This window comes from Marinimicrobium sp. ARAG 43.8, from assembly GCF_050113635.1.
Classification (GTDB): Bacteria; Pseudomonadota; Gammaproteobacteria; order Pseudomonadales; family Cellvibrionaceae; genus Marinimicrobium.
In genome coordinates this window covers 979378-993016 of record NZ_JBNJLT010000001.1, presented here as the reverse complement: position 1 = coordinate 993016, position 13639 = coordinate 979378, and the positions used below count along the sequence as shown (strand labels likewise).

9 protein-coding genes and 2 pseudogenes are annotated in these 13639 nt (G+C 55.1%); 1 reads left to right on the top strand and 10 read right to left on the bottom strand.

What is annotated here, in order from left to right; all coding sequences use genetic code 11:
- Positions 1-97: 97 nt before the first annotated feature.
- The 5 genes from ACQCLF_RS04115 to ACQCLF_RS04095 all read right to left on the bottom strand — a co-directional run bounded on the left by ACQCLF_RS04115 (position 98) and on the right by ACQCLF_RS04095 (position 6434).
- A complete protein-coding gene (locus tag ACQCLF_RS04115) occupies positions 98-1708 on the bottom strand; it encodes an ABC transporter ATP-binding protein (protein ID WP_426985013.1) in 1611 nt (536 codons plus the stop codon).
- Positions 1709-1715: 7 nt separating this feature from the next.
- Positions 1716-2738, bottom strand: a complete 1023-nt coding sequence (locus ACQCLF_RS04110; RefSeq protein ID WP_426985012.1) for an ABC transporter permease — start codon at positions 2736-2738, stop codon at positions 1716-1718.
- A 15-nt stretch (positions 2739-2753) separates the two neighbouring features.
- On the bottom strand, positions 2754-3824 hold the full coding sequence (locus ACQCLF_RS04105; RefSeq protein ID WP_426985011.1) for a microcin C ABC transporter permease YejB: 1071 nt from the start codon (positions 3822-3824) through the stop codon (positions 2754-2756).
- A 39-nt stretch (positions 3825-3863) separates the two neighbouring features.
- The gene (locus tag ACQCLF_RS04100; protein ID WP_426985010.1) at positions 3864-5735 is read right to left on the bottom strand and encodes an extracellular solute-binding protein; all 1872 of its coding nucleotides are present in this window, start codon (positions 5733-5735) and stop codon (positions 3864-3866) included.
- A gap of 78 nt (positions 5736-5813) precedes the next feature.
- Positions 5814-6434 carry a uracil-DNA glycosylase family protein gene (locus ACQCLF_RS04095; RefSeq protein ID WP_426985009.1) on the bottom strand — a complete coding sequence of 207 codons (621 nt, stop codon included), beginning with the start codon at positions 6432-6434 and terminating at the stop codon, positions 5814-5816.
- Positions 6435-6809: 375 nt separating this feature from the next.
- Here ACQCLF_RS04095 and ACQCLF_RS04090 point away from each other — a divergent pair, with 375 nt between their 5' ends.
- Positions 6810-8462, top strand: coding sequence for a lytic polysaccharide monooxygenase (locus tag ACQCLF_RS04090; protein WP_426985008.1), 1653 nt, complete (start codon positions 6810-6812; stop codon positions 8460-8462).
- A gap of 70 nt (positions 8463-8532) precedes the next feature.
- Here ACQCLF_RS04090 and pulA read toward each other — a convergent pair whose 3' ends face one another.
- The 5 genes and pseudogenes from pulA to ACQCLF_RS04065 form a co-directional block, all read right to left on the bottom strand.
- The gene (pulA, locus tag ACQCLF_RS04085) at positions 8533-12015 is read right to left on the bottom strand and encodes a pullulanase-type alpha-1,6-glucosidase (protein WP_426985007.1); all 3483 of its coding nucleotides are present in this window, start codon (positions 12013-12015) and stop codon (positions 8533-8535) included.
- A gap of 292 nt (positions 12016-12307) precedes the next feature.
- A complete protein-coding gene (locus tag ACQCLF_RS04080) occupies positions 12308-12451 on the bottom strand; it encodes a hypothetical protein (protein ID WP_426985238.1) in 144 nt (47 codons plus the stop codon).
- 42 nt (positions 12452-12493) lie between these two features.
- Positions 12494-12834: pseudogene (locus ACQCLF_RS04075) on the bottom strand (tryptophan 7-halogenase); the annotation flags it as partial.
- On the bottom strand, positions 12794-13162 hold the full coding sequence (locus ACQCLF_RS04070; protein ID WP_426985231.1) for a tryptophan 7-halogenase: 369 nt from the start codon (positions 13160-13162) through the stop codon (positions 12794-12796). The gene ACQCLF_RS04070 and the pseudogene ACQCLF_RS04075, both read right to left, overlap by 41 nt.
- Positions 13140-13572: pseudogene (locus tag ACQCLF_RS04065) on the bottom strand (tryptophan 7-halogenase). Before ACQCLF_RS04065 ends, ACQCLF_RS04070 begins: the two are co-directional and overlap by 23 nt.
- Positions 13573-13639 lie beyond the last annotated feature (67 nt).

The window sequence follows — 13639 nt, the reverse complement described above, 5'->3', positions numbered from 1 at the left end:
CCGGTATTCTATGGATGATGGGTCACCGTGTGCCCGCTTAGACGATGCATTGGCGGTGATGTTCCCGCGCATCGTGGGCGCGGTTATGGGTCTCCGATTACAGCGTGGGAATGGCTGCCATTAGTTGTTGCGTATAACGTTCCCTGGGGGCTTCGAACACCGTTTCGGCGTCGCCGGATTCTACGACGCGACCTTCCTTCATGATCATTACGCGGTGACTCAGTGCGCGCACTACGCTGAGATCGTGGCTGACAAAAAGATAACTGAGATGCCGCTCGCGCTGCAAGCGTCTGAGCAGATCGATAATATCTTTTTGCACAGACCGATCCAGGGCGGAAGTTGGCTCGTCCAGGATTAACAGTTTCGGGTCGAGAATCAGAGCGCGGGCGATGGCAATACGCTGGCGCTGCCCTCCGGAGAATTCGCCGGGGTAACGGTGGCGGGTGACGGGATCGAGCTGTACCGCTTCCATCGCACGAATCACTTCCCGGTCCAGTTCGGCGGCACTCAGGCGGGTGTGGACGCGCAGCCCCTCGGCGATAATCTGGCTGACTGACAGACGCGGGCTGAGGCTGCCGTAGGGGTCCTGAAAAATAATTTGCAGCCGTTGGCGCAGGGGGCGCATGGCTTTGTGGTCAAGGGTGTTGAGGTTGAGCTTCTCCCGCCCGGTGTCGGTAAACCAGATGTCGCCCCGGCTGCCGATCAGGCGTAGCAAGGCTCGGCCCAGTGTGGTTTTACCGGAACCGCTTTCACCGACGATGCCCAGGGTTTCTCCGGCGCGCAGCGTAAGGTTGATGCCGTCTACGGCTTTGACGTGATCGTATACTCGCTTGAACAGGCCGCGTGTCATGGGAAACCAGACGCGAATGTCATCCGCATCCAGCACCACCGGGGCATCCTGAGGCACAGGTTCCGGCTTGCCGCGGGGTTCGGCATCGAGCAGGCGGCGGGTGTAGTCGTGGCGGGGCTGGGTGAACACGTCAGAGGTGGCCCCGGTTTCCACGATCTGTCCCGCCTGCATGATCGCCACCCGGTCGGCCAGTTGTTTCACAATCGCGAGATCGTGGGTGATGAACAGTACGGCCATATGCAATTCGCGCTGCAACTGTTGAATCAGCTCCAGCACCTGAGCCTGAATCGTAACGTCCAGTGCGGTGGTGGGCTCGTCCGCGATCAGTAAGTCCGGTTCGTTGATCAGCGCCATGGCAATCATGACGCGCTGGCGCTCGCCACCGCTCAGTTCATGGGGCAGGGCATTCATCCGCTGCTCGGCATCGCGCAATCCCACTCGTTGCAGCCAGCGCAACACCTCCGGCTTTGCCTGGGAACGGGTGGCGCCCTTGTGTAAAAACAATGCCTCGGCCAACTGCTTTTCAATACTGTGCAATGGGTTGAGGCTGGTCATGGGCTCCTGAAAGATCATGCTGATGCGCGCCCCGCGAATCGGACGCAACGCTTTTTCCGGCAACGTCAGCAAATCTTTCCCTTCGAGCCGGACGGCTCCATCCGCGTAACGCACGCTGTGCTCCGGCAGCAGACGCAGTATGGATTGTGCCGTTACGGATTTTCCCGAACCGCTTTCGCCCACCAATGCCAGCGTTTCGCCTTTGGCAATGGATAGATTCACGCCGGATACCACCGTCCGGTAGTCGTCGCCGGTACGGAATTGGACGCTGAGATTATCGATGGTCAGCAGATCGTCAGTCATGGCACGGCTACCGGGTACGGTTGGGGTCCAGGGCGTCGCGAGCGGCTTCGCCGACAAACACCAGGAGCGTCAGTAATACAGATAACACGACAAACACGGACAAACCAATCCAGGGCGCGTGCAGGTTGTTCTTGCCCTGGCTGATCATTTCACCGAGCGAGGGCGAGCCCGGGGGTAAGCCAAAGCCCAGAAAATCCAACGCCGTCAGACTGGTAATGGAACCGACCATGATAAAGGGCAAAAAAGTGACGGTGGCGACCATGGCATTGGGCAGCAGGTGACGGAACATCAGCGTGCGATCCGAGACACCCAGCGCCCGGGCCGCCTGCACATAATCGAAATTGCGGGCGCGGAGGAACTCCGCTCGTACCACGCTCACCAGTGCCATCCAGCCGAACAGCAACAGAATACCCAGTAAAATCCAGAAACTCGGTGGCACAAAACTGGCAATAATAATCAGCACGAACAGAGTGGGTACGCTGGACCAGACTTCCAGCAAGCGCTGGCCGAACAGGTCGATCTTGCCGCCATAGAACCCTTGCACCGCCCCGGCGGCGATACCGATGATGGACGTTAGCACAGTCAGGGTAAGGCCGAACAAAACAGAAATCCGAAAGCCGTACAGCAACCGGGCGAACACATCCCGCCCCTGGTCATCCGTGCCGAGCCAGTTTTCCGATGTCGGCGCACTGGGTGCGGGCGCGGGCAGGTCGTAGTTGATAGTACGGTAGTTGAAGCGCACCAGAGGCCAAAGCATCCAGCCATCCTTTTCAATCTGTTCGGCAATATACGGATCGCGGTAGTCGGCGGAAACCGCGAAGTCGCCGCCAAAAGTGAGCTCCGTGTAGTCGTTCCACAACGGGAAGTACCAGCCATTGTCGTAGTGAATCAGGACCGGTTTTTCATTGGCAATAAAGTCGGAGAACAGGCTGAACACAAACAGCCCAAGGAACAGCCACAGGCTCCAGTAACCGCGTCGGTTCTGACGGAACCGGTGCCAGCGCTCGCGATTGAGTGGACTCAGTGTCATGGCCAAAGCGGTGTCCTATCGGGATTCAAAATCAATGCGGGGGTCGACCCAGGTGTAGGCCAGGTCGCTGATAATACCAATCAACAGGCCGAGCAGGCCGAAGATATAGAGAGTGCCGAACATCACCGGATAATCTCTCTGCAGGGTGGATTCAAACCCGAGTAACCCCAGCCCCTCCAGGGAAAAAATGACTTCAATCAGCAGCGAGCCGGCAAAGAACAGGCTGATAAACGTGGCCGGAAAACCGGCGATGACAATCAGCATGGCGTTGCGAAATACGTGCTTGTACAAAATGCGTTTTTCGGTAGCCCCTTTGGCCTTGGCCGTCGTGACATACTGTTTGTTGATTTCATCCAGGAAGGAATTCTTGGTCAACATGGTCAGGCTGGCAAAACCACCGATGGTCAACGCCAGAACCGGCAGTGCCATATGCCAGAAATAGTCGAGAATTTTCTGATACCACAGCAGTTCGTCGAAATTCTGGGAGACCAGTCCGCGCAGCGGGAACCAGTTAAAGTAGGAGCCACCCGCAAACAGAATAATCAGCAGGATGGCAAACAGAAAGCTCGGTATCGCGTTGCCGATGACCACCACCCAGCTTGTCCAGACATCAAAGCCCGAATGGTGACGCACGGCTTTTCGGATGCCTAAAGGAATGGAAATCATGTAAATGAGCAGTGTGCTCCACAGCCCCAGGGAAATAGAGACCGGCAGCCGTTCAACGATCAGGTCAATGACCGAGCGGGCTCGAAATAAGCTGTCACCGAAATCAAACGTGAGGTAGTTGCCCAGCATGGTGAAGTAGCGTTCCCATATGGGCCTGTCAAAACCAAACTGTTTTTCGATTTCGGCAATCACCTCGGGGTCCAGCCCGCGAGCGCCGCGGCTGTCGCCCAGCTGAGAGACCTCTCCGGATTGCGCGCCAGTAGCTCTGTCCAGCGCTGTTCCTTCTACTTGAAGCGCAGAAGCTAAGGCCTGTTCAACTGGACCACCAGGTGCAGCCTGAACAATAAAGAAGTTCAGTGAAATGATAGCCAGCAGCGTTGGCACTAACAGCATTAACCGCCGAACAACGTAAACACCCAAAACGAACGCCTCTTTCTAAAGGGAAACCGCTCTTACCTGTTACTGTTTAATGGACGCTGCTTTGTCAGGGTCGTACCACCAAGTATCCAGACCAATGGAGTATCTGGGTCTTACTTCAGGTTGGGAGAACTTGTTCCAATAAGCGATTCTGAAGTTATTAGAATGCCAATGAGGGACTATATAAAAATTCCAACGTGCGACACGATCAAAGGCATGACCATAGGCTTTAAGTTGTTCGGCATTTTGCTGGTTCTCTTCAATGCCTTTGATCAATGCATCAATGACAGGGTCTTGAACACCGGCTTGGTTGTAAGTGGAATCTATATAATCCGATTGCCAAGTGATTTTCATGGCGGGATGAGGGTAGGGGTTTGCTCTATATCCCTGAAATATCATATCGAAGTCGCGAGAGCGCAGACGGTTCAGAAACTGTGTGCTGTCCACTTGCCTAAGATTCATTGTGACACCCATTCGCTCAAGGTTTCTTTTGAATGGGAGCGCCACCCTTTCGCCGCTTGCGGTATAAATCAGCAGATCAAATTCCAGTGGCTTTCCTGTCTTGGAATTGGTCATTTTACCTTCTTTAAGAGTCCAGCCAGCGTCATTTAGAAGTGCTATAGCTTTTCTAAGTGAAGGCCGGATGTTGCCGGAGCCATCTGTTTTATTGGGCACCCATACGGTTTGCTCGAACACCGCTTCAGGCAGCTGATCCTTAAAGGGTGTTAAAACTTCCAGTTCGGATTGCGTAGGTTTTCCTGAGGCCATGTATGGGGTGTTTTGAAAGTAACTGTATGAGCGTTGATACTGTCCGTAAAAGAGGTTTTTATTCATCCATTCAAAATCCATAGCGTAATTCAACGCCTCACGAACTCTTCGATCAGAAAACATAGGGCGCTGTGTATTGAATACAAATCCTTGTAAAGGCTGGGGGATGTCGTGGCTGATTTCATCCAGCTTTATGTCGCTTCTTCGGACAGCGGGTCCCTTGTACTCCTCAGCCCACTGCTTGGCGATATTTTCCTGACGAAAATCGTAAGCTCCGGCGAGAAAGGCTTCTAATGAAACATTGTGATCGCGATAGTAGTCGTGCCGAATGCTTTGAATATTGTACATCCCCTTTCTTGAAGGGAGGTCTTTAGCCCAATAATCCTCTATAAGCTCATAGGTAACTTGTTGCCCTATTTTATAGTTGGAAACTTTATAGGGGCCTGTTCCTAGTGGGGGGGTATTTAATGGTTCAGAGAAGTTCTTGTCTTCCCAGAATCGTTTGGGCATAACTGGAAGATCGACCAAGTTTAGAATGTCCTCTCTATTGGGTGTCTCGAGATGGAACTTTACTTGATGGCTGTTTAAAACTTCTGCCTGGGTAACATTTTTGTAATTGTTTCTGAAAAAAGGAACGCCCTGGTCCATAAACTTCTTGAATGTGAATGCGACATCTTCGGCGGTGATTGGCTCACCGCCTTGGTCCTTGGCAGCGGGGTTGATGTTGAAAATTACCCAAGCGTAGTTTTCAGGGTATTCAAGACTTTCTGCGATGAGTGGATAGAATACGCTAATCTCGTCGTCACTACTGACCATCAGCGTATCGTAGAGCTCTCCGCTCATTATGGCGGCGTCGCCTCGTTGAGCATAGCGGTTGAAGTTGTCGAATGTCCCGATTTGGGAGAGGACTATTTGTCCCCCCTTGGGCGCATCGGGATTGACGTAGTCAAAATGCTTGAAGTCCGAAGGGTACTTGGACTCCCCTTGAGCGGCGAAATAGTGGCTTTTGATGATGCGGTGGTCTGCTTCGCTATCCGTTTCGTGACCTGCGTTCTCCTCGGCCAGGCCCCAGGGGCTGATCAACAGCAGGCCGACCACAAGAGCGGCATAGTAGTTGATGTGACTGAAGCGGTTGAATAGGAACATGGTGACCCTCGTACTCGTTGAATCAGCAGCGTTAGAGCCCTCCGATGGCCAGGTGTTCAAGGCTAAGGTAAAACGGCGTCAATTTCCATGTTTATGGCTCAGTAGCCCGGCTACGCGGGCCCGTAGCGCGGGCACCACATCGGTTTCGAACCAGGGGTTGCGACGCAGCCACAGGTTGTTGCGGGGGCTGGGATGCGGCATCGGGAGGCGGTCAGGCCAGTAGTCTCGCCAGTTGGCCACGCGCTGCGTGAGGGTTTCCCGGCTTTTCCCCAGGTGGTAGGCATGCGCGTATTGCCCGATGACCAGCGTCAGTTGCAAGTTGGGCAGCCGGGCCAGCAGGTCGGCGTGCCACGTCTGGGCACACTCTGGTCGCGGGGGCATATCGCCGGAGCGCCCGGTGCCCGGATAACAAAACCCCATGGGAATGATGGCCAGCTGTTCCGGGTCGTAAAAGGTCTCTCTATTGATTCCCATCCAGTTGCGCAGGCGGTCGCCGCTTGGGTCGTTGAAGGGCAGGCCGGTCTCATGCACCCGGCGACCGGGTGCCTGGGCGGCTACCAGAATACGGGCGGCGGGGTTGAACTGCAGCACCGGTCTCGGTCCCAGCGGCAAATGGGCCTCGCACAAGGTGCAAGCCTTGACTCGCGCAATCAGTGACTGCCAGTCGTTGGGGTGGGTGTGAGGTTTGCGCTCGCTCATACCGGATTGATGATGGCTTCCTGATTGGTGAGTGGTTAACGATGACAATGTGTCCTGGATTAAATGTGCCTTGGGTTAATTGTAAGCAAGCGGAAACCTGTTGCCCAGCCATTGCCGTGCTTGAGTGAATGTGAACGGCTTCGTCGATGCGCGGGTGTTGGATTCGGTGTCGATATGAGGATTTGTCAGCCACAGACGCTCCAAAGTGTGGGCTGCGTCATGCTATTTCTCGGTTCATGGTGGTTATTTTTGCTATGACTATAACGGTGTGGTGGGTTATCAGGAATCCATCTAACCGGTTGCCCATTTGTGGATTCAGGTTGTGCTAGCTTTTGGGAACACCTTACGCTCAATCACAATAAGAGGGATAAAATTATGCGGTATCAACGTGTGTTATTCGGTTCAATAGCCCTGGCGTTATCCGCCAGCGTCATGGGGCATGGCTTGATGTCCGAGCCGGCGGCGCGAAACTGGTTTTGTGGCGCGGTCACCAAGCCTGACACCGCTGCGCCCGGGAGCGCTTGTGCCGAGGCATTTGCCGATGACTTTACGGGTGGCTACCAGTTCATGAGTGTGTTGACTCACGACCTGGGCCGCAAGGGAGTGTCGACGCTGCCTACGAATGTGTGTGGCTTCGATAGCGAAACCTGGCAGGGCGGCGCAACACCCTGGGACAAACCAATCGATTGGCCTACCAACTCTATCAGTTCCGGGCCGCTGACCATCACCTGGGATATTGCCTGGGGCCCACATTATGATGATACGGAAGAGTTCGTGTATTACATCACCAAGCCGGACTTCGAGTATCAAGTGGGTGTGCCCTTAACCTGGGATGACTTTGAGAGCGAGCCTTTTTGTGACCTGACCGGCTACGACGATACGAATCCGGGTGCGACGCCGAATATGGTGCCGGATAAGGGGAATGCGCTCTTTCACACGACCTGTACGGTGCCCGAGCGCACAGGCCGCCATGTAATTTACGGGGAATGGGGACGCAACTACTTTACCTATGAACGCTTCCATGGGTGCATTGATGTGGAGTTCGATGGCGGTGGCGGACCGGCACCCGTGGTGGCGGATATTGCCGCGACACCGGGCAATAGCGTCTTCTCTGGAGCGGGCCAGATTAATCTGAGCGCGAGCAATTCCCAGGGAAGTAATCTCAGTTACGCCTGGAGCGTGGAGGCAGCGGACAACAGTCTGTATACCCTAAGCAGCACCAGCGGTGTGGATACGACGTTAACACTGGGCGAACCGGCGAGCGAAAGTTCGGTGACGGTGCGTTTGCAGGTCAGTAACGCCAATGGCAACAGCACGGATTCGTTTTCCTTTACCCATGTACCCTCTACGGGTACCAGTTGGGAGAACCTTGGGGCGCTCACCAATACCGCACGTACCCTGGCCGCAGGCGATGAAGTGTCACTTCGTCTCGTGACAAATTCAGGTACAGATGTGTACTTGCCCGCATCGCCCTATGTGGTCAGCAACGGTTCGGCCAGTGTGTGGACTGAAACGTTCGCGCAAGCTGTCAACGCGGAAAATACCGATGTCCGTGTCGGTGTACTGGATGCCAACGGGGATGTGACGCCGCAGACCAGTGCCACCAATAACAGCGTGTATGCCCAGGTTCCGTCCAGCTACACCAGCGCTTTCCTGGTGGTGGATGAACAGGGGAGCTCCAGTTCCTCATCCAGTTCTTCTTCCAGTTCATCGTCAAGCTCATCTGAGCCCGCGCAGGGTAACTGCGAGTATGTGGTGGTGGATAGTTGGGGAGCCGGTTTCGTGGCCAACATTATTATTACCAATAATGGCAGCAGCCCGATCAATGGCTGGGAAGTCTCCTGGGACTATGACGGCGCCGTATCGGTGAGCAACAGCTGGAGTTCGGTGTTGAGCGGCTCGAATCCCTATACCGCCGTGAATGAAAGCTGGAACGGCAACATCGCTCCTGGAGACTCGGTGGAATTTGGTTTCCAGGGCACCGGTCCCGCCGAAGTGCCCGAGGTCACGGGCAATGTGTGTGACTGAGGACTGATGTTAACAACAACCACCCCGGCTTGAGCCGGGGTGGTTGTACATGGCAGGATGCCAATGATTTTTAGCGGCGATCAAGTGACATACACCAGCGTCGGCGGGCACCGAGCACCGTCAATAGCAGCAGTAACAGGGCACCGGTGTAGCCACTGCTTTTCTTCCCTCCCCCACTATTGCCTGGGTTGCTGGCTTGCTGTGCTATCTGGAACACCGCTGTGGTTCGGGCGGGGACGGAAAAGGTGCCCGTTTCGTTATCGAAGCTCGCCTCTGCCAGCAAGGCGTCATCGGAGTTTTGCTGTACGGGGTGCAGTTCAAAGTCGGCGTTTTGCCACGCTTCCCGGCTGAGCGTCTGGGCTTCTGTTCCGGCATTGAACAGTACCAGTATCGCGTCCCTTTCGGGGTCCAAGTCGGCGTCGCTGTCTTGCAGGTGCATGGCGATCAGTCCCGGCTTTTGGTCAGCGCCGGTATTTTCAAATCTCAACTGCGATTGAATGGCTTTGGCAGTGTGTAACCGGAACAGCGCAGAGCTTTTGCGTATCGCCAACATTTCCTCGACGTGCGCCAATGCACGCTGGATATGCTCACCGCTGACGGCCAGGCGCTCGTCGGTTAAGCGAGTGGCGATCTGCTCCCAGCTTTCCTCTGTGGTCCAGGCCGGGGGAAGGCCGCGAGCCCAGCCATTATCCTCGTAGTGATAATCAAGCCGGTTGAACCAGTCGCCGGAGTCATAGCTGTCCCGGTCCATGGATTTTGACCGCAATATTTCCTGCCCGGCGTGCAGGAAGGGAACCCCTTGGGAAAGCAGCACCAGGCTATTGCCGAGGTTTTGCACGCGCACACGAGTGTCGGCATCGCGGTCCAGAGGAATTTTGTATTGGTTGATGTCGAACAGGGTCTCGTTGTCGTGAGCGGCAATATAGACAATCGATTCCTGAGGGTCTTCGGTGTAGCCGACCTGCGCGTCGTAGTCGCCGGTCGTGTCGTTGCCCTGCCAATCTGTCAATGCGAACGCTTTCAGGTTCCCTGCCAGTCCAATACGAATGCGGTCCGTGCTGTCGAGCAGTTGTTCCAGTGTATCGGTGTCCGCGTCGTTGTTGGGGTCATAGTACAAACCGTTAATGAATCCTTGATGGCGCACATGGTTGATGCCGGTATCAAACGGGCTGCCGCCGCGCACGGCATCGCGCATCCGGTCATTGAAAGTGCCGATGCCGGTGCCCGCCATATTGGGTTGTGTGGCTTGCTCGAAGCGTGCATCATCGGCCACCTCGCCGAAGTTCCAGCCCTCTCCATAGATGTACAGGCTGCCGCCATCTACACCGTCGGTTTCCATGGTCAGTGCTTTTAGCGTGTCACGCACCTTGAGAATATTGGCTTTGCTGTGGTGGCCCATCAGATCAAAACGGAAACCGTCGACTTTGTATTGCGTGGCCCAAGTGTGCAACGAATCCACCATCAATTTTTCCATCATGACGTGTTCGCTAGCGGTGTTCTCGCAGCAACTGCTGCGCTCAATGGCGCCACTGTCGTTCAGGCGGTGATAGTAGCCGGGCACCACTTTATCGAGTACGGATTTACCCCCAAGTAGTGCCTGGCTGGTGTGGTTGTACACCACATCCATGATGACTCGCAGGCCAGCGTCATTGAGTGCACTGACCATCTCGCGGAATTCCAGGATACGGTTCGTACCTTCGGGGTTGGTCGCGTAGCTGCCTTCGGGCACCGTATAGTGATGCGGGTCGTAGCACCAGTTGAAGGCATCGCTGCCGCGAATGGTGTTGATGGCCTCCTGTTGCTCGGTGCTGTCGGGTGCGTACACCGACAGGTCGTCCGTCAGGGTGAGACGGTCATCGGCATTTTCGGGAATGGTGGCGCAATCGAATACGGGTAACAAATGAACGTGTGTTAACCCAGCGGCCGCGAGTCTGCCCAGGTGCTTCATTCCCGCGCTGTCGTTGGCTGTGAAGGCTTTAAATGTGCCTCGCCGGTCTTCGGGTACGCTCGTGTCACTGATGCTGAAATCGCGTAAATGCAGTTCGTAAACCACGATATCTTCGGGCGCATCCAGTGCCGGCTTGCTCAATGTCTGCCAGCCCTGGGGTTGCAGGTCGGGGTCATCAAGGTTGACTAACTGGCTGCGAGAGCCATCGGTGTTGGCGCTTATTGTATAAGGGTCGGTGACGAGGTTTTGCTCAATTGCCTGGGTGGCGGGCACATAGACATCGACACGAAAACGATAAAATTGACGATCCCAGCTTTCCGAACCCGTGATATGCCATACCCCCGTGTCGGTGTCGAACGTCATGGGTAGTTCGGTGGGGGATGTGTCCTCTTTGCCGTCGGCGTACAGAAGCAATGTGACGGACTGCGCGGTAGGCGCCCAGAGATGGATGGTGGGAACCCCCTCATTGTAGACCGGGCCCAGGAGACCATCGTAAGCGAATACGTCATCCAGTACACCGGGGATCTGAAGGCCGGTGGCGTCGATCAGCCGACCCTCACCGGTAGTTGCAGAGAGCGCCGTTTGTTGTTTCAGTATCCCGGGAATTTTGTCCAAATCCGAGTCACTGATGCGGAATACCGGATAATCGGCCAGGTGAGGAAAGCGGGCACGCAATGCGTCACTTAGCCCGGAAGCGTCATGGGTAAGAGGAATTTGCTCGCCGCCGCTGACGCCGTCGACACTACTGGTGAGACCGGCCTCGGCATCATAATGCAACGCCACATCAGCGTCGGGGGGAACACGCCACACGAGCGTGTTCCGGCTGAGCCAGTGCGCTTTGGCACTGCCGAGATCCCCCGTGTTTACCGGGTCACCAACACTCACGCTGTTATCCAAACGGTTGTAGGTGAAAGTCACGCTTTCATCGATGACACTGACTTCGAACGCGATGTTGTTCCCGTTTACATCACCGTAACTGATGTCCCAGGATTCATTCAGTGCGATCTTTGCCTCATAGTTTCCAGGCGGAATGTCCGTCGTCGTAAATTGGTAAATGCCCGTGTTCGCCGGGTCCTGCACCCAGCCGCGCAGGCATTCAGGGTCCCAGTTGGATGAGCATCCAAGCGCTGTCTGGAAATCACCGACGGCTGTGGCGATGACATAGTTGCTGGAGTCCGCGATCCAGTGCGTGTGAGGGTTGTAGTAAAAGTGAACGGCTGTTGGCTCATCAATGATCAGATTGATGTTGCTGCCATCGGCAACGCCACCCTGGCCGTAGTTTTCATCCCAGCTGTTGTTGAGGGCAGCCTTGTATTCATACTCACCTTCGGGCAGGGAAAAGGTGCCGCGCCAGATACCATCGTCGCCAATCGCCAGTTGTGTATCAGCACAGTCTGGAGCCCAGTCCGCCGGGCAGCCAATGGCCGTTTGCAGGCTTCCGGGTATGGAAACGGCGTTGGGGGTGCCGGTGTGATCCGAGTGGGCGGCACAGGAGATAATCAGATACGTTAACGGAAGCAGTCTGGTGACCAGCCGCAGGCGAGGCAGGTAGTCAATAATAAAAGGCGGTTTTATTAAGGACGGTTTTATTAAGGATAGTTTCATCGTGTCTCCAAGCGTGATTATGATTATTAATGACCTGGTTCTTTAAGGCGTGCGCATAAAAAAGGCGCAGATAACTGCGCCAAAACTTCCCAACACAAAGCAATGAAATGGGTCAGCTGTGCAAGCCACACCAATTCGCCCTTGGTCTCCAAGGGCACGGGGGTAAAGGAGAGTCCCAACCGTTTTTTGATGCTAGCTGTAGCCCAACGTGGGCTCAAGCGCATGCATACGTATGCATCGAGCAGTGGTAAATGAATACGTATGTAATGCGAGAAGGGTGCGCGCTTTTCCTCTATAGGTCTTGGAAAGCACTGCGCGGTTTCAGTGTTCTAAGGTACTCGTCGTGTGTGGGCAAGCGCTCAACGGTGTGTGCCACCAGTTGCCGCCAGGAGGACATGAACTCGGAAAGCTGTTGCGGTGCTACGTGTTCTGCCACGGGGTGATAGTCCTCTGGTTCAACCTCCTGGCCAAGCATAACCTGTTCCCAGGCGGTCTCGGTAAATAACTCGTCCTGTTCTCGAAAAACCTGTGCCGAACCGGAAAATAGTTCAATGCGGCGGAGCAGGGAGCTGGGTTTTTCCGTTGTTCGGCAGTTACGCCAGAAAGAACTGGTTTTTTTATTCAGGTGATAATGCAGGATAATGAAGTCCCTAATGTTTTCCCACTCAATGGAGGTCTGACGATTGTATTCGTCGATGTCGGTAGGTTTAAAATCCAGGCGGGGAAAAGCTTTAGTAAGCGGGTGATGCCCTGCTGCACGAGGTGCAAGCTGGTGGACTCAAGGGGTTCCAGAAAGCCGCTGGCCAGATCGAGAGCCACCACGTTCTGGCACCAGGGCTGGCGCACGCGTATAAGGAGTGGTCGGAGCGACGGGCTCGCTGGCTACAGCGAGGGCGCGGTCGCAAGGGAGCCAGTGACTCCAATCCTCGAAGTTTACGCCAAGCGCCTCGCCAATCAACAGCGCACGAAAACCAGAACAATCGATAAACAAGTCGGCGGACACTCTCTCGCCAGTAGTCAACTGCACCGAAAGGATGTGGCCCCGCTTGGGATCCTTGTGGACCTGATTAACCCGTCCGTCTATACGCTGGACGCCGCGTTGCTCACTGTAATGTCTCAGCATTTCAGCGTATCGGCCCGCGTCGATATGGTAAGCCTGGGTCAGGCTGGGATAATGAGTGTTTGGAAAGGGTGGGTAATGGTGTGTAGCGATTGTTGATGGCGGCCTGTTGATTGATTGAATAATGCCAGAAGTCATCGGCCAGTCCCAACGCCCGCGCGCGCAACCAGTAATGATGAAATCCGGCCAGCCCGACGTTGCGGCCGATGTCACCAAAGGCATGCATATAGCGCGTGCCTTCGCGGCTCCAGTTAACAAACTCAATGCCAAGTTTGATGGTGCCCTGGCACTGTGAAAGAAAGTCCTGTTCCGTGATTCCCAGTGCATCGTTGAACGTCTTGATGGGGGGGTGTGGCTTCTCCCACACCGACGGTGCCGAGTTCACTGGACTCGATCAGCGTAATAGTCAAACTCTCGCCCATAAAGCGCGAGAGCATTGCTGCGGCCATCCAGCCTGATGATCCACCGCCGATAATCAGTACCTGTCTGATAGCATTATTCATA